The 15,609-nt window shown below is 45.1% G+C and carries 14 protein-coding genes, 2 tRNA genes and 3 rRNA genes; 4 read left to right on the top strand and 15 right to left on the bottom strand.

The genetic code is table 11. From position 1 onward, the window contains the following. Positions 1–35: 35 nt before the first annotated feature. Positions 36–320, bottom strand: a complete 285-nt coding sequence (groES, locus tag M1D81_RS03055) for a co-chaperone GroES (protein ID WP_024426730.1) — start codon at positions 318–320, stop codon at positions 36–38. A gap of 229 nt (positions 321–549) precedes the next feature. Between groES and M1D81_RS03050 the strand changes: the two genes are divergently transcribed. From M1D81_RS03050 to M1D81_RS03040, 3 genes are read left to right on the top strand one after another with little or no spacing between them, the layout of a single operon-like run. Next, the gene (locus M1D81_RS03050) at positions 550–1,284 is read left to right on the top strand and encodes a CPBP family intramembrane glutamic endopeptidase (protein WP_024424466.1); all 735 of its coding nucleotides are present in this window, start codon (positions 550–552) and stop codon (positions 1,282–1,284) included. After that, a complete protein-coding gene (locus tag M1D81_RS03045) occupies positions 1,281–1,475 on the top strand; it encodes a YdiK family protein (protein WP_003213897.1) in 195 nt (64 codons plus the stop codon). Before M1D81_RS03050 ends, M1D81_RS03045 begins: the two co-directional genes overlap by 4 nt. Before the next feature lie 56 nt (positions 1,476–1,531). Next, complete coding sequence (locus M1D81_RS03040; RefSeq protein ID WP_208945844.1) at positions 1,532–2,158, top strand: NUDIX hydrolase; 627 nt, start codon at positions 1,532–1,534, stop codon at positions 2,156–2,158. A 38-nt stretch (positions 2,159–2,196) separates the two neighbouring features. Here M1D81_RS03040 and tatC read toward each other — a convergent pair whose 3' ends face one another. From tatC to moaC, 4 genes are read right to left on the bottom strand one after another with little or no spacing between them, the layout of a single operon-like run. Continuing rightward, complete coding sequence (gene tatC, locus M1D81_RS03035) at positions 2,197–2,955, bottom strand: twin-arginine translocase subunit TatC (protein WP_208945843.1); 759 nt, start codon at positions 2,953–2,955, stop codon at positions 2,197–2,199. Between the two features lie 6 nt (positions 2,956–2,961). Then, the gene (locus tag M1D81_RS03030; RefSeq protein ID WP_008355689.1) at positions 2,962–3,141 is read right to left on the bottom strand and encodes a twin-arginine translocase TatA/TatE family subunit; all 180 of its coding nucleotides are present in this window, start codon (positions 3,139–3,141) and stop codon (positions 2,962–2,964) included. A 27-nt stretch (positions 3,142–3,168) separates the two neighbouring features. After that, positions 3,169–3,822 carry a redox-sensing transcriptional repressor Rex gene (locus tag M1D81_RS03025; protein WP_008355687.1) on the bottom strand — a complete coding sequence of 218 codons (654 nt, stop codon included), beginning with the start codon at positions 3,820–3,822 and terminating at the stop codon, positions 3,169–3,171. 15 nt (positions 3,823–3,837) lie between these two features. Continuing rightward, on the bottom strand, positions 3,838–4,329 hold the full coding sequence (gene moaC, locus M1D81_RS03020) for a cyclic pyranopterin monophosphate synthase MoaC (protein WP_025092758.1): 492 nt from the start codon (positions 4,327–4,329) through the stop codon (positions 3,838–3,840). Positions 4,330–4,467: 138 nt separating this feature from the next. On the opposite strand from moaC, the gene M1D81_RS03015 reads away from it, so the two are divergent. Then, positions 4,468–6,390: an ABC-F family ATP-binding cassette domain-containing protein gene (locus M1D81_RS03015; protein WP_456265676.1), complete on the top strand. Its 1,923-nt coding sequence runs from the start codon at positions 4,468–4,470 to the stop codon at positions 6,388–6,390. A 270-nt stretch (positions 6,391–6,660) separates the two neighbouring features. Here the strand turns inward: M1D81_RS03015 and tsaD are convergent, their stop codons facing one another. The 10 genes from tsaD to M1D81_RS02965 all read right to left on the bottom strand — a co-directional run bounded on the left by tsaD (position 6,661) and on the right by M1D81_RS02965 (position 15,560). After that, complete coding sequence (gene tsaD / locus M1D81_RS03010) at positions 6,661–7,689, bottom strand: tRNA (adenosine(37)-N6)-threonylcarbamoyltransferase complex transferase subunit TsaD (protein ID WP_024426735.1); 1,029 nt, start codon at positions 7,687–7,689, stop codon at positions 6,661–6,663. Further along, positions 7,682–8,110 (bottom strand): ribosomal protein S18-alanine N-acetyltransferase, encoded by a 429-nt coding sequence (gene rimI / locus M1D81_RS03005; RefSeq protein WP_024424460.1) that lies wholly within the window; start codon positions 8,108–8,110, stop codon positions 7,682–7,684. The genes tsaD and rimI overlap by 8 nt, the downstream gene beginning before the upstream one ends. Positions 8,111–8,135: 25 nt before the next feature. Beyond that, on the bottom strand, positions 8,136–8,825 hold the full coding sequence (gene tsaB, locus M1D81_RS03000) for a tRNA (adenosine(37)-N6)-threonylcarbamoyltransferase complex dimerization subunit type 1 TsaB (protein ID WP_025092761.1): 690 nt from the start codon (positions 8,823–8,825) through the stop codon (positions 8,136–8,138). Then, a complete protein-coding gene (gene tsaE, locus M1D81_RS02995) occupies positions 8,806–9,282 on the bottom strand; it encodes a tRNA (adenosine(37)-N6)-threonylcarbamoyltransferase complex ATPase subunit type 1 TsaE (RefSeq protein WP_044335667.1) in 477 nt (158 codons plus the stop codon). Before tsaE ends, tsaB begins: the two co-directional genes overlap by 20 nt. Before the next feature lie 13 nt (positions 9,283–9,295). After that, positions 9,296–10,273 carry a thiamine-phosphate kinase gene (gene thiL / locus M1D81_RS02990; RefSeq protein ID WP_317222175.1) on the bottom strand — a complete coding sequence of 326 codons (978 nt, stop codon included), beginning with the start codon at positions 10,271–10,273 and terminating at the stop codon, positions 9,296–9,298. Between the two features lie 272 nt (positions 10,274–10,545). After that, positions 10,546–10,622: transfer RNA gene (locus tag M1D81_RS02985), tRNA-Asp, on the bottom strand. Positions 10,623–10,626: 4 nt separating this feature from the next. Continuing rightward, positions 10,627–10,703 (bottom strand) — tRNA-Met (locus tag M1D81_RS02980). An 18-nt stretch (positions 10,704–10,721) separates the two neighbouring features. Beyond that, positions 10,722–10,837 (bottom strand): 5S ribosomal RNA (gene rrf, locus M1D81_RS02975). A 61-nt stretch (positions 10,838–10,898) separates the two neighbouring features. Then, positions 10,899–13,829, bottom strand: a 23S ribosomal RNA gene (locus M1D81_RS02970). Between the two features lie 182 nt (positions 13,830–14,011). Continuing rightward, positions 14,012–15,560 (bottom strand): 16S ribosomal RNA (locus M1D81_RS02965). Together the 16S, 23S and 5S rRNA genes with 2 tRNA genes alongside form the textbook arrangement of a ribosomal RNA operon. Positions 15,561–15,609 lie beyond the last annotated feature (49 nt).

Here is a 15,609-nt window from a genome sequence, read left to right as displayed (position 1 = left end):
CTTTTTAAAAATTTATCTCAATGTTTTTTATGTGATTAACCAATAACAGCTAAAATGTCGCTCTCACGAAGGATTAAATATTCTTTGCCTTCATATTTCACTTCAGTGCCTGCATATTTTGAGAAGATAATGCGGTCGCCTGTGCTTACTTCTAACGCAACGCGCTCACCACTTTCAAGTACACGCCCTGAACCTGCTGCAACAATTTTACCTTCTTGCGGTTTTTCTTTTGCAGAATCCGGTAAAACAATACCGCTAGCGGTTTTTTCCTCAGATTCAACGAGTTCAATGATTACGCGATCGCCTAATGGCTTTAACATAAGAAACAACCTCCTCAATTTTTATATGTAGTCTTTTTTAGCACTCATCACCAGCGAGTGCTAACACATTTATTATAATAAAGAATGTCTTCTGCAATTTCAAGTGAAAACCTTTAAAAATTTTTACGCTTTCACGATCTTTTTTGGTCTCAGATTCTTTCCTTTTCATCGAAAAAGGAGACTTGTGTTACAATAAATCTAGTTCTTTTAGTAAAGGGGTTTTCGTTACTTGAAAAAACAATATTGGTACATCATCTTAACGTATATATTGGTGCAGGTTTCTGCGTTTCCTTATGTGCTCATTATGAAATGGCTGGGATTCATTCAATCACCGATGACTCAAACAGAGCTTTCAAAATTATCAGGAACGTGGACAATCATCAGTTTTTGTATCGGATTGATCATTATTCTGCTCATCCTTCGAACCGTCCCAAAAGCTTCACTGCGAAATGAAGCGCCAGTTTCAATCGGTTCTGCTATCGCATGGATCATTGGCGGTTTCTTTCTTTCTCTCTTTGCACAATCGATTGCGGGGGCGATTGAACAATATGCATTCGGCATTGGCCGTGAGTCAGAAAATACGCAAACCATTTTATCCATTATGGATGCCGTTCCTTGGCTTGTGATCGTCATCGCCCTGATTGGTCCAATCTTAGAGGAAATCATTTTCCGTAAAATCATCTTTGGTGTGATTTATGAAAAAACGAATTTCTTCATTGGAGCACTTGCCAGTTCAGTGGTTTTCGCTGCTGTACACTATGATTTTCCCCATATCTTGCTCTATACCGCAATGGGCTTTACCTTTGCCTTTTTATATGCGAAAACAAAACGAATCATTGTTCCAATCGGCGCTCATATGCTGATGAATTCACTTGTTGTTCTTGTGCAGATTGAGCCAGTGAAAAAAATGATTGAAGAACAATCTCAAACCATGCAAATGATTATTGGAGGCTTTTTCTCATGAGAAACCCAGTCGTATGGGGCATCATTTATTTTGCCGTAGGTGTCGCTTTCACCTATATGGCCATTCAAAACCCAGGTGACATGTGGTCATTTTACAGCATTTTGCTGATGGTGTTTGCGGCCTATAATATCAATATCGCGCTTAAAATGTTTGCCTTCTCTGTCAAACTCAAAAAACAGCAGCAAAAATAAATCAAAAACCATTTTCCGCGGTTGGAAAATGGTTTTTTTATGGAGGATGTATCTTTATGGAACATGAAAAACTTCGCATCTTCAATGATCAGCATGAAACGATTGGAGCTGCCGCTCGTTCAGATGTCCACGCCCAAGGTCTTTGGCATGAAACATTTCATTTTTGGCTTCTTAAAAAAGAGCATGGCACCGTATATCTCTATTTTCAGCTAAGAAGTCCCGCAAAAAAGGATTTTCCTTCTTTGTTTGATATCACCGCAGCGGGCCATCTTCTCGCAGATGAACAGCCTTCTGATGGCTTAAGAGAGGTAGAAGAAGAGCTTGGTCTTTCCATCCCTTTTGAGGACCTTACCTTTTCAGGTGTCATACAGGATGAAATCCATATGCCTTCGTTCATCGACCGTGAGTTCTGCCATGTTTACCTTTATATGTATCAAGAAAAGCACATGGAAGTTTATCTACAGAAAGAAGAAGTCGCTGGTCTGTACAGAGCCAAGCTGCTTGATGCACAGCAGCTGTTAACAGGAACATGTGAAAGAATTCGAATCGAGGGCTTTCAAGTTGATGCAAACGAAGAACGACGTGAGGAAAGCATCGAAGTGGGTGTTCATGATTTTGTCCAGCATGAGCACGCCTATTATGAGCACCTCTTTCATGCGATCGATCAATTTCTTTCACAATAGAAAAAGCATCGTGATCCTCATTGGATCATGATGCTTTTTTATGAGACATAATGACTTTCTTTCTCCTCTATTTGCTGCATTTTGCGGTAGGTCACTCTTGAAATGATAATGCTCACTTCGTATAAAACGAGCATTGGCAAGGTGACCATGAGGTGAGAAACAAGCTCTGGCGGTGTAATGAGTGCGGCAATGACAAGGAGGACAAAATAGGCATACTTCCGTATTTTTGATAAAAACATCGGTGTGATGATGCCAAGTCTTGTGAGAAACATCAACACGACGGGCATCTGAAACAAAAAGCCAAATGGAAGTGTTAACTGCATCAGAAATGTAAAATACTCATGAATCCCAATGACTTGCTCTACATTTAAATCATTCGACATTCGCATCATAAAGTCGACGACAAACGGAAACAAAATAAAATAAGAGAAAGCCACACCGCTCAAAAATAAAAGCAGTGCAATCGGAATGTAAGCAAGTGTCACCTTTCTTTCTTTCTCATATAAGCCTGGACTCACAAACGCCCACAGCTGATATAAAATAACGGGACACGTCAAAACCAAAGCAATGACAAATGCGAACTGCATAAACACGTACAGTGGATCTGTAAGCTTAAATGCGTTCAGCGTGAGTGTTGCCGCTTCATCGGTATTTTGTAAATACACAATGACCGGCTTAGCGAGAAAAAAACCAGCCACCATAAAGGCGACAAAAAACATCGCAATGATCACTAAACGTTTTCGCAGTTCCACAATATGCTCCATAAGCGGCATATCTTTGACATTCATGAAGCTCATCCTATTCTACTGATCTTCTTTTTTCTTTTTTTCTTCCTGATCATCAGCTAAGCCTTTTGTGGCATTTTTGAATTCACGTAATGTATCTCCTGCTGCTCTTCCTAATTCAGGAAGCTTTTTCGGCCCAAAAATAATGAGCGCTACAATCGCAATCAGAATCAAACTCCCAGGACCGATCGGACCCATTTGCTCCACCCCCTTTACCCCTTTTCGTCAGTCCTCCTGCGTAACAGAGTAATGCTTTAAGAAATACACAAGAGACTGAAGTTCAACCGCCAAATCTATATGATGAATTCGAATGTGTTCCGGCACATTCAATCGAGCCGGCGTAAAGTTAAGGATTCCTTTGATGCCAAGGGCAATCAAACGATCTGTAATGGATTGAGCTGCTACGGCAGGTACTGTCAAAATTGCAACAGGGATATCTCCTACCTCTTGAACATGCTCTTCAAGCTTATCCAAATCATAGACAGGCACGCCGCCTATCTCACTTCCTATTTTACTCTCATTGACGTCAAAAGCCATTGAAATTTTTGTATTATTATTTTTTATGAAATTATAGTGTAAAAAGGCAGTCCCTAAATTCCCGACACCGATGAGCATGACATTGGTCATTTCATCTTGGTCAAGGGTCTTTCTGAAGAAGGTCAAGAGATAATCGACATTATAGCCGTACCCTTTTTTCCCAAGTGCACCAAAGTACGAAAAATCTCGGCGAATGGTAGCAGAATCCACTTTGACTGCATCACTAAGCTCTGCTGATGACACCCTTTGTTTTCCTGATGCATGCAGATTTTTTAAAAAACGGTAGTATAGCGGCAAACGTTTGGCTGTCGCTTGTGGAATTTTTGACTGATCTATATTCATATAAGGTCCTCCAACTTAAATATCAGATGCTCTGTGAAAATCACCGTTTTTCCCGCCTGTCTTTTCAATTAGATAGGTAGGACCGATGATCATGCCTTTATCAATCGCTTTGCACATGTCGTAAACGGTCAGTGCACATACTGAAGCAGAAGTGAGCGCTTCCATCTCCACACCCGTACTTCCTTTTGTTTTTACCTGTACTTGTATGTTCAGGATGTGCGCATTTCCGTCTTCCTCCCAATCAAAGGAGATATCCACGCCTTTTAATGCAAGCGGATGACACATTGGAATGATGGTAGATGTTTGCTTTGCTGCCATGATGCCAGCAACCTGTGCAACAGACAGCACATCTCCTTTTCCAATTTCACGTTGCTCTATTTTATGAAACACTTCTTTTATCATACGAACGCTTGAAACAGCAACGGCGGTTCTCACTGTAGACGATTTGTCACTAATGTCGACCATCTTTGCTCTTCCCTGTTCGTTAAAGTGGCTAAATTGACTCATCTTTCAACGCTCCCTCACTCAAATGATACACTATTTTTTCCTATCTGTCTTTCATTTGAATATGGCGATTGTATGTAACATTTGCCGGTTTACTGCTGATAAGCTACACTTAACATATTATAGCAGAGGTGAAGTTACATGATGATTCTACAAGTGAATCAGCTGTCCAAATCGTTTGGCGCTGATACCGTTTTAACGAATATAAAATTGGAAGTCAAAGCAAGGGATCGCATTGCCATTGTAGGTCGTAACGGCGCAGGCAAATCCACGCTTTTGAAAATCATTGCCGGTCAAATGTCTTACGAGCAAGGTGAGATCATCAAACCAAAAGACCTATCGATCGGCTATTTAGCACAGCATACCGATGTAACGTCTACACGTACGTTAAAGGACGAATTATTATCGGTTTTTGATCATTTAAAAGAGATGGAACAAGAAATGAGAACCATTGAGGAGAAAATGGCTTCTTCCACAGGTTCTGAGCTGGATGTCTTGATGAAAACCTATGACAGGCTGCAGCAGGAATTTAAAGATCAAGGCGGCTATCAATATGAAGCAGATGTCCGCTCCATTCTACATGGACTCGGCTTTAGTCATTTTGAAGATGAGACAACCGTCCAATCCTTAAGCGGCGGTCAGAAAACCCGTCTAGCGCTTGGAAAGCTCTTATTAATGAAACCAGAACTCTTAATTCTGGATGAGCCGACCAACCATTTAGATATTGATACCTTATCATGGCTGGAGCAGTATTTGCAAAATTATACAGGTGCCATTCTCATCGTGTCCCATGACCGCTATTTCTTAGACAAAGTCGTAAACCACGTCTATGAAGTCTCAAGAACTTCGATGAAAAAGTTTGCAGGGAACTATAGTAAGTATCTTGAGCTGAAAGCAGAGCAGCTCGAGCGGGATATGAAACTATACGAAAAGCAGCAAGAAGAGATCTCAAAGCTTCAGGATTTCGTGGATCGCAACCTAGCAAGAGCTTCAACCACAAAGCGCGCTCAAAGCAGACGCAAGCAGCTCGAACGAATGGATCGTTTAGATAAGCCTTTAGGTGATGAAAAATCCGCAAACTTCCATTTTGATATTACGAGACAAAGCGGCAATGATGTACTCAAGGTGCATGACCTCGATATTCGTTATGATGAAAAAACACCGCTCCTATCCTCTCTTTCTTTTCAGATTAAACGCGAGGATAGTGTGGCACTCATTGGTCCTAACGGGATCGGGAAATCAACCCTTTTAAAAACGTTAACGAACACATTAACACCAGTAAAAGGCGACATCACTTTTGGATCTCATGTCACGATCGGCTACTATGACCAAGAGCAAGCCAAACTGACATCCTCGAAAAAAGTGCTCAATGAGCTTTGGGATGACTATCCTCATATGAATGAAAAAGAAATTCGGACATGTTTAGGAAACTTCCTTTTTTCCGGTGATGACGTTTTAAAGCCTGTCCATGCATTAAGCGGTGGAGAAAAAGCACGCCTTGCACTGGCAAAGCTGATGCTCCAAAAAGCCAATTTTCTTATTCTCGATGAACCGACAAACCATCTGGACTTAGATAGTAAGGAAATTTTAGAGAATGCACTAATCGATTATCCAGGAACCATCTTATTTGTTTCGCATGATCGTTATTTTATCAATCGTCTTGCTACGAAAGTATTTGAGCTGTCGCCTACAGAAACAAGAGAATATCTCGGTGATTATGACTACTATCTTGAAAAGAAAAATGAACAATTAGAGCTGGAAGCACTTCAAGAAAATGAGCCGCTTAAAAAACAAGCTGCACAGCCAGCAGAAAAGGCAAAGCTTTCTTATGCGGAAGAAAAAGAACTGAAAAAGAAAGAAAGACAAAAGCAGCGCAGAATCGAAGAAATTGAAGAACGCATTGCTGTCGTCGAAGACAAGCTCGGTGAAAATGAAGAGCTGCTATGTGATCCTGATATTTTTCAAGATCACGAGAAGGTCCAAGCCATTCAGACAGAAAATGATACGCTCAATCAAGAGCTGGAATCACTTTTTGCGGAGTGGGAAGAGCTGTCAGAAGCTTAAAGAGTGCCTTAAAAGGTACTCTTTTTTCTTTCAAAGAAAATTCATTATCCACAATGATACCCACAATAACTTCTTGATTATTCTTAAATACATTAGACTTATCCACTTTATCCACAGAGTTTTAATCACATATCCACAAAAAAGATCGTGTTTATACACACCCTCTTCATTTTAAAACGAAATTTTCTAACAATTGTGGATATATAACGTTTACATGTGAATAAATCGCTTTCATAAAAAAATAAAAACCCCTGTCATCCACAGGAGTTTTCATTCATATGAGACAAGCGGCAATCCTGGCTGGCCATTCATCGCCATATCGCCTCTGATTCCTTTTTCAAACGCAATGGTTCCAGCGGCAGCGATCATGGCTGCATTGTCTGTGCAAAGAGATAATGGCGGAATAATGACTTTCACTTCTGGCAGCTTCGTAAATGCTGAGGTTAAAGCTTTTCTTAGTCCTTTATTGGCAGCGACTCCTCCAGCTAGAACGACCTGCTTCACGCCATAGGCTTCAGCCGCTTTCAATGTTTTCCCAACAAGCACCTCAATGACGCTTGCTTGAAAACTTGCGGCCAAATTCTCTGGGGCAATCGTTTCTCCCTTTTGTGACGCATTGTGTAAGGTATTGATCACAGCTGATTTTAAACCACTGAAGCTAAAGTGATAAGACCCTTCTTCAAGCCATGCACGAGGAAGCTTAATTGTCGGCTCTCCTTCATGTGCTAACCGATCAATATGAGGTCCGCCTGGGTACGGGAGACCCATCGTCCGGGCCACTTTATCGTACGCTTCTCCAGCTGCATCATCTAAAGTTTCTCCGATGACCTCAAAAGATCCATGTTCCTTCATTAAAACAAGCTCAGTATGTCCGCCGGAGACAACAAGAGCTAAACATGGGAACTCCAATTCATCAACAAGCTGGTTTGCATAAATATGCCCTGCAATATGATGAACACCAACAAGAGGAATTTGATGGGCAAAGCTCAGTGCCTTTGCTGCATTGACACCAATCAGCAAAGCACCCACGAGGCCAGGTCCTTCTGTGACAGCAATCGCATCTAAATCCTTAAAGCTCATACCCGCCTGTGCCATCACTTCTTCTAATACGATGGTGACTTGCTCCACGTGATGCCTTGAAGCAATTTCGGGTACAACTCCGCCAAATCGTTTATGACTGTCTATTTGCGAGGCGACCACATTCGCCACGATTTCCTTTCCATTTTTGACAATGGACGCAGCTGTTTCATCGCAGCTTGTTTCTATACCTAATATGAATCGATCTGTTTGTTCACTCATTTATATTCACCCACATGACTAATGCATCTTCTCCATTATCCGTATAATAATTCTTTCGAATAGAAGCTGGTCTGAAACCGAGCTTTTCATAGAGGGATTGTGCTGGTGTATTCGAAACCCGCACCTCTAAAGAAAGATGATCTGTCTTTTTTTCTTTGCAAAATTCCATGACATATCGAAGCAATGCTTCCCCGTAGCCTTTTCCTCTATGCTCAGGGAGAATCGCAATGTTCGTAATTTGTGCATCGTCCATGACAATCCAGACCCCGCAATACCCAACAGGCTGCTTATCTTCCTCAATGAGGAAATAATGGCTGTATTGGTTATGGAGAATCTCATAGACAAACGATTCCTTTTTCCAAGGCGCTGTAAACGAATGCACTTCAATCGTATACACCTCTGGAATATCCGCTACTGTCATTTGTCGTATCTCTGCTATGTGAAGATTATTTTTGTCCTTCAAGCCATTTCACTTCCGCTTCTGCCAAACGAATATAGTTAGGAACAAGCTGATGGACATCTTCAGCAGGACGATCTGCGCCTAAAAATGCAAGCACTGAAGGTCTTGGGTTATGGAATGTCCCCTCTGCCAGTACAGCCGTTTCTCCTAAAATGGAGCGAATGCTCTCTTCATGAAGATGCACATCTTGTCCAAGAAATAGAACAGGCTTTCCTGTCTGCTTCAGTTCATGAAGCCAATCCGTGAGCAGGATATTTTGATCTGGTTCTACCTCTTTGATCTTACCCTTTTCAAACATATATAGTCCGGTATAAACTTGGCCTCTTCTCGCATCAAATAAAGGTGAGATATATCCATCAAAATATTGGCCATTTGCCGCAAGTGTTTCTAAACTCGAAACAGCTGATATCGGGATAGACAGCGTCCACGCAAGTGTTTTTGCGATGGTAACACCGATTCTGACGCCAGTGTAAGAACCAGGTCCTTTTGCTACAACGATTTTGCTTAGTTCGCTTGGTGATACACCACATTCTTTCATCAATGCTTCAACAGTAGGCATCGCTCGGACGGAATGGTTCTTTTTTAAATACGTAATGCTCTCCCCAATCACAGTGAAGTCTCTTACAAGAGCAATTCCTAGAGTATGGTTTGATGTATCAATGGCCAGTATGGTCAAATTCTTTCATCTCCTTACAAAGGGTCTCATAACGCTCCCCTTTTGCATCAAACGTGAGATGCCGTTCTTCTTCACGTTCTGTTCTCAGCATTTCAATTTTTAAATAGGAAGAAGGCAATTGAGGTTCAATCAGATGTGCCCATTCAACCAAGCATACACCTTCACCCTCAAAATATTCTTCGAGGCCGATCTCTTCTTCTGCATCTTCCATGCGGTACACGTCCATATGATAAAGTGGCAGTCTGCCATCGGTATATTCTTTAATAATTGTAAAGGTGGGGCTGTTGACGATACGGGTAATTCCTAAGCCTTCCGCAAAACCTTTTGAAAAAGTGGTTTTACCTGCACCTAAATCTCCTTCTAATGTCAATACATCGCCTGGCATCACAAGTTTGGCCAATGCAGCGGCAATTCGTTTCGTCTCATCCGCACCTTTTGTCGTCCATGTTAATTTCACCGTTGATGTCACCTCATTTCTTAAAATGATTATATCCTTTTTTCATTAACATTGTTTGTTGATCATTGTCTTTTAACATAACACTGGCTGCTTGATCATCTTTGACTTGTCCAATACGTGTGATCTGAATGCCTTCTTTTTGACATTGCGATTCAAAGCTTTCCCAATCACATTCTGGTATCGTACCAGTTAAAACAAAATCTTCTCCCCCAAACAACACCCATTCAAGCCAGTCTTTGCGCAGCACCTGTAAATCTGGATGAATTGGAAGCTTATCAGCTTCTATCTCGATCATCACACAGCTCGCTTCGGCTATCTCATTCAACTCACTCGCTAATCCATCACTCACATCATTCAAGGTAACACGCGGGAAACTTGAACAAATGTGTCCAGCAGCAATATGAGGCTGAGGCATTTTATGACGCTTAAGAAAAAAATCAGCATCGACCGCCTTAGAAGGGGCTGCTTCGTTCATTAAGATTGATAACCCAGCAGCTGATGAACCGAGTTCACCCGTGACAAAGACGACGTCCCCAATCTGAGCACTGTGACGATAACAAGCTGTTCCCTTTGAAACCTCACCAATGACCGTCACGGTAATGACAAAGTCACTGCGGGTGGCCACTGTATCTCCACCAATCAAATCCATATGATAAGAGTCAGCCAACGCTTTCATTCCCTCGTAAAGCTCCGTAATAATTGTCTCATCACCATGAGGCGGGATCGCAATTGAAACAAGATAATATTTTGGGGTCCCTCCCATTGCAGCGATGTCACTGACATTGACTGCCAGTGCTTTAAAGCCAACTTCAAATGGTGTTGAAAAGTCAAAACGAAAATGAACATGCTCCACCATTGTATCAACACAAACGACCTCTTCACAATGTGAATGAGGTTGATAAACACTTGCATCATCACCGATGCCCATGATCAAAGAGCGCTGATATGTATCTTTTGGTGTGATTCGGCGAATAAGATCAAATTCATCCATAAAAAGACAGCCCCTTCTTGCAATCAATTGGTTAAATAGACATGAGGTCAAACACATTTAGTATTAGTGTAGCGAATATAAGTCTCAGTTCCAACTAAAAATGATATAAAGAAAGCCTGGTGTGAAAAAACCAGGCTGAGTTGAAATAATCTATCTTTTCTTTCTTATAGTGTAGCCAAACACATATCATTCATTGCATCTTGGGTACTTCTAGAAAGAAAAAGACATAAAAAAAAACGAAACTATACGTTTTCGTTTACAAGTCATAAAAATGGCGGTCCGGACGGGACTCGAACCCGCGACCTCCTGCGTGACAGGCAGGCATTCTAACCAACTGAACTACCGGACCATTTTGGTTGCGGGGGCAGGATTTGAACCTGCGACCTTCGGGTTATGAGCCCGACGAGCTACCGAACTGCTCCACCCCGCGATGATATAAAGATAACAAGCTTGGCGGCGTCCTACTCTCACAGGGGGAAACCCCCAACTACCATCGGCGCTGAAGAGCTTAACTTCCGTGTTCGGTATGGGAACGGGTGTGACCTCTTCGCTATCGCCACCAAACCTGATGGAGAGAATGTTCTCTCAAAACTAGATAACAATGTTCATGCTTCACAATAGAATATAGGTTAAGTCCTCGATCTATTAGTATCTGTCAGCTCCACGTGTCACCACGCTTCCACCTCAGACCTATCAACCTGATCATCTTTCAGGGATCTTACTTCCTTGCGGAATGGGAAATCTCATCTTGAGGGGGGCTTCATGCTTAGATGCTTTCAGCACTTATCCCGTCCGCACATAGCTACCCAGCGATGCCCTTGGCAGAACAACTGGTACACCAGCGGTGCGTCCATCCCGGTCCTCTCGTACTAAGGACAGCTCCTCTCAAATTTCCTGCGCCCGCGACGGATAGGGACCGAACTGTCTCACGACGTTCTGAACCCAGCTCGCGTACCGCTTTAATGGGCGAACAGCCCAACCCTTGGGACCGACTACAGCCCCAGGATGCGATGAGCCGACATCGAGGTGCCAAACCTCCCCGTCGATGTGGACTCTTGGGGGAGATAAGCCTGTTATCCCCGGGGTAGCTTTTATCCGTTGAGCGATGGCCCTTCCATGCGGAACCACCGGATCACTAAGCCCGACTTTCGTCCCTGCTCGACTTGTAGGTCTCGCAGTCAAGCTCCCTTGTGCCTTTACACTCTGCGAATGATTTCCAACCATTCTGAGGGAACCTTTGGGCGCCTCCGTTACATTTTAGGAGGCGACCGCCCCAGTCAAACTGCCCACCTGACACTGTCTCCCTGCCCGATAAGGGCAGCGGGTTAGAAGGTCAATACAGCCAGGGTAGTATCCCACCGATGCCTCCACCGAAGCTAGCGCTCCGGTTTCCAAGGCTCCTACCTATCCTGTACAAGCTGTACCAACATTCAATATCAGGCTGCAGTAAAGCTCCACGGGGTCTTTCCGTCCTGTCGCGGGTAACCTGCATCTTCACAGGTACTATAATTTCACCGAGTCTCTCGTTGAGACAGTGCCCAGATCGTTGCGCCTTTCGTGCGGGTCGGAACTTACCCGACAAGGAATTTCGCTACCTTAGGACCGTTATAGTTACGGCCGCCGTTTACTGGGGCTTCAATTCGCACCTTCGCTTACGCTAAGCGCTCCTCTTAACCTTCCAGCACCGGGCAGGCGTCAGCCCCTATACTTCGCCTTACGGCTTCGCAGAGACCTGTGTTTTTGCTAAACAGTCGCCTGGGCCTATTCACTGCGGCTTCTCGGGGCTTTAACACCCTAAGAAGCACCCCTTCTCCCGAAGTTACGGGGTCATTTTGCCGAGTTCCTTAACGAGAGTTCTCTCGATCACCTTAGGATTCTCTCCTCGCCTACCTGTGTCGGTTTGCGGTACGGGCACCTCTCACCTCGCTAGAGGCTTTTCTTGGCAGTGTGGAATCAGGAACTTCGCTACTAAATTTCGCTCGCCATCACAGCTCAGCCTTCACGGGAAACGGATTTGCCTATTTCCCAGCCTAACTGCTTGGACGCGGATATCCAATACCGCGCTTACCCTATCCTCCTGCGTCCCCCCATTGCTCAAATGGTGAGGAGGTGGTACAGGAATATCAACCTGTTGTCCATCGCCTACGCCTTTCGGCCTCGGCTTAGGTCCCGACTAACCCTGAGCGGACGAGCCTTCCTCAGGAAACCTTAGGCATTCGGTGGACGGGATTCTCACCCGTCTTTCGCTACTCATACCGGCATTCTCACTTCTAAGCGCTCCACCAGTCCTTCCGGTCTGGCTTCACAGCCCTTAGAACGCTCTCCTACCACTGTTCGTAAGAACAGTCCGCAGCTTCGGTGATACGTTTAGCCCCGGTACATTTTCGGCGCAGAGTCACTCGACCAGTGAGCTATTACGCACTCTTTAAATGGTGGCTGCTTCTAAGCCAACATCCTGGTTGTCTAAGCAACTCCACATCCTTTTCCACTTAACGTATACTTTGGGACCTTAGCTGGCGGTCTGGGCTGTTTCCCTTTCGACTACGGATCTTATCACTCGCAGTCTGACTCCCAAGGATAAGTCATCGGCATTCGGAGTTTGACTGAATTCGGTAACCCGGTAGGGGCCCCTAGTCCAATCAGTGCTCTACCTCCGAGACTCTTACCTTGAGGCTAGCCCTAAAGCTATTTCGGAGAGAACCAGCTATCTCCAGGTTCGATTGGCATTTCACCCCTACCCACACCTCATCCCCGCACTTTTCAACGTGCGTGGGTTCGGGCCTCCATTCAGTGTTACCTGAACTTCACCCTGGACATGGGTAGATCACCTGGTTTCGGGTCTACGACCACGTACTCATGCGCCCTATTCAGACTCGCTTTCGCTGCGGCTCCGCATCTTCTGCTTAACCTTGCACGGGATCGTAACTCGCCGGTTCATTCTACAAAAGGCACGCCATCACCCGTTAACGGGCTCTGACTACTTGTAGGCACACGGTTTCAGGATCTATTTCACTCCCCTTCCGGGGTGCTTTTCACCTTTCCCTCACGGTACTGGTTCACTATCGGTCACTAGGGAGTATTTAGCCTTGGGAGATGGTCCTCCCGGATTCCGACGGAATTTCACGTGTTCCGCCGTACTCAGGATCCACTCTGGAGAGAATGACATTTCAGTTACAGGGCTGTTACCTTCTTTGGCGGGCCTTTCCAGACCTCTTCGCTTATATCATTCCTTTGTAACTCCGTATAGAGTGTCCTACAACCCCAAGAGGCAAGCCTCTTGGTTTGGGCTGTTCCCGTTTCGCTCGCCGCTACTCAGGGAATCGCATTTGCTTTCTCTTCCTCCGGGTACTTAGATGTTTCAGTTCCCCGGGTATGCCTTCTCATACTCTATGTATTCAAGTATGGATACTACTCCATTACGAGCAGTGGGTTTCCCCATTCGGAAATCTCCGGATCAAAGCTTGCTTACAGCTCCCCGAAGCATATCGGTGTTCGTCCCGTCCTTCATCGGCTCCTAGTGCCAAGGCATCCACCGTGCGCCCTTTCTAACTTAACCATTTCTTACTTTAGAAAGAATCACTATGTGTGATGAACTTTGCATTGCATTCAATGTGAATGTATTACTTATTGTTATCTAGTTTTCAAAGAACAATCCTGTCTCGCTAGAGACATGTTTTGAAGGAATGATCCTTCAAAACTAAACAAGACGAAAACGTACGCTACTCCATATATCCTTAGAAAGGAGGTGATCCAGCCGCACCTTCCGATACGGCTACCTTGTTACGACTTCACCCCAATCATCTGCCCCACCTTCGGCGGCTGGCTCCATAAAGGTTACCTCACCGACTTCGGGTGTTGCAAACTCTCGTGGTGTGACGGGCGGTGTGTACAAGGCCCGGGAACGTATTCACCGCGGCATGCTGATCCGCGATTACTAGCGATTCCAGCTTCACGCAGTCGAGTTGCAGACTGCGATCCGAACTGAGAACAGATTTATGGGATTGGCTAAACCTTGCGGTCTTGCAGCCCTTTGTTCTGCCCATTGTAGCACGTGTGTAGCCCAGGTCATAAGGGGCATGATGATTTGACGTCATCCCCACCTTCCTCCGGTTTGTCACCGGCAGTCACCTTAGAGTGCCCAACTGAATGCTGGCAACTAAGATCAAGGGTTGCGCTCGTTGCGGGACTTAACCCAACATCTCACGACACGAGCTGACGACAACCATGCACCACCTGTCACTCTGTCCCCGAAGGGAAAGCCCTATCTCTAGGGTTGTCAGAGGATGTCAAGACCTGGTAAGGTTCTTCGCGTTGCTTCGAATTAAACCACATGCTCCACCGCTTGTGCGGGCCCCCGTCAATTCCTTTGAGTTTCAGTCTTGCGACCGTACTCCCCAGGCGGAGTGCTTAATGCGTTAGCTGCAGCACTAAGGGGCGGAAACCCCCTAACACTTAGCACTCATCGTTTACGGCGTGGACTACCAGGGTATCTAATCCTGTTCGCTCCCCACGCTTTCGCTCCTCAGCGTCAGTTACAGACCAGAGAGTCGCCTTCGCCACTGGTGTTCCTCCACATCTCTACGCATTTCACCGCTACACGTGGAATTCCACTCTCCTCTTCTGCACTCAAGTTTCCCAGTTTCCAATGACCCTCCCCGGTTGAGCCGGGGGCTTTCACATCAGACTTAAGAAACCGCCTGCGAGCCCTTTACGCCCAATAATTCCGGACAACGCTTGCCACCTACGTATTACCGCGGCTGCTGGCACGTAGTTAGCCGTGGCTTTCTGGTTAGGTACCGTCAAGGTGCGAGCAGTTACTCTCGCACTTGTTCTTCCCTAACAACAGAGCTTTACGATCCGAAAACCTTCATCACTCACGCGGCGTTGCTCCGTCAGACTTTCGTCCATTGCGGAAGATTCCCTACTGCTGCCTCCCGTAGGAGTCTGGGCCGTGTCTCAGTCCCAGTGTGGCCGATCACCCTCTCAGGTCGGCTACGCATCGTCGCCTTGGTGAGCCATTACCCCACCAACTAGCTAATGCGCCGCGGGTCCATCTGTAAGTGACAGCCGAAACCGTCTTTCATCCTTGAACCATGCGGTTCGAGGAACTATCCCGTATTAGCTCCGGTTTCCCGGAGTTATCCCAGTCTTACAGGCAGGTTACCCACGTGTTACTCACCCGTCCGCCGCTAACATCCGGGAGCAAGCTCCCTTCTGTCCGCTCGACTTGCATGTATTAGGCACGCCGCCAGCGTTCGTCCTGAGCCAGGATCAAACTCTCCGAAAAAGTACAAAACCGAAGTTTTGTTTTTCATCAGCGTTTGACTGACTACCTA

The sequence above is a fragment of the Bacillus sp. JZ105 genome (genome assembly GCF_053903125.1).
This window is presented reverse-complemented; position numbering and strand designations above follow the sequence as displayed.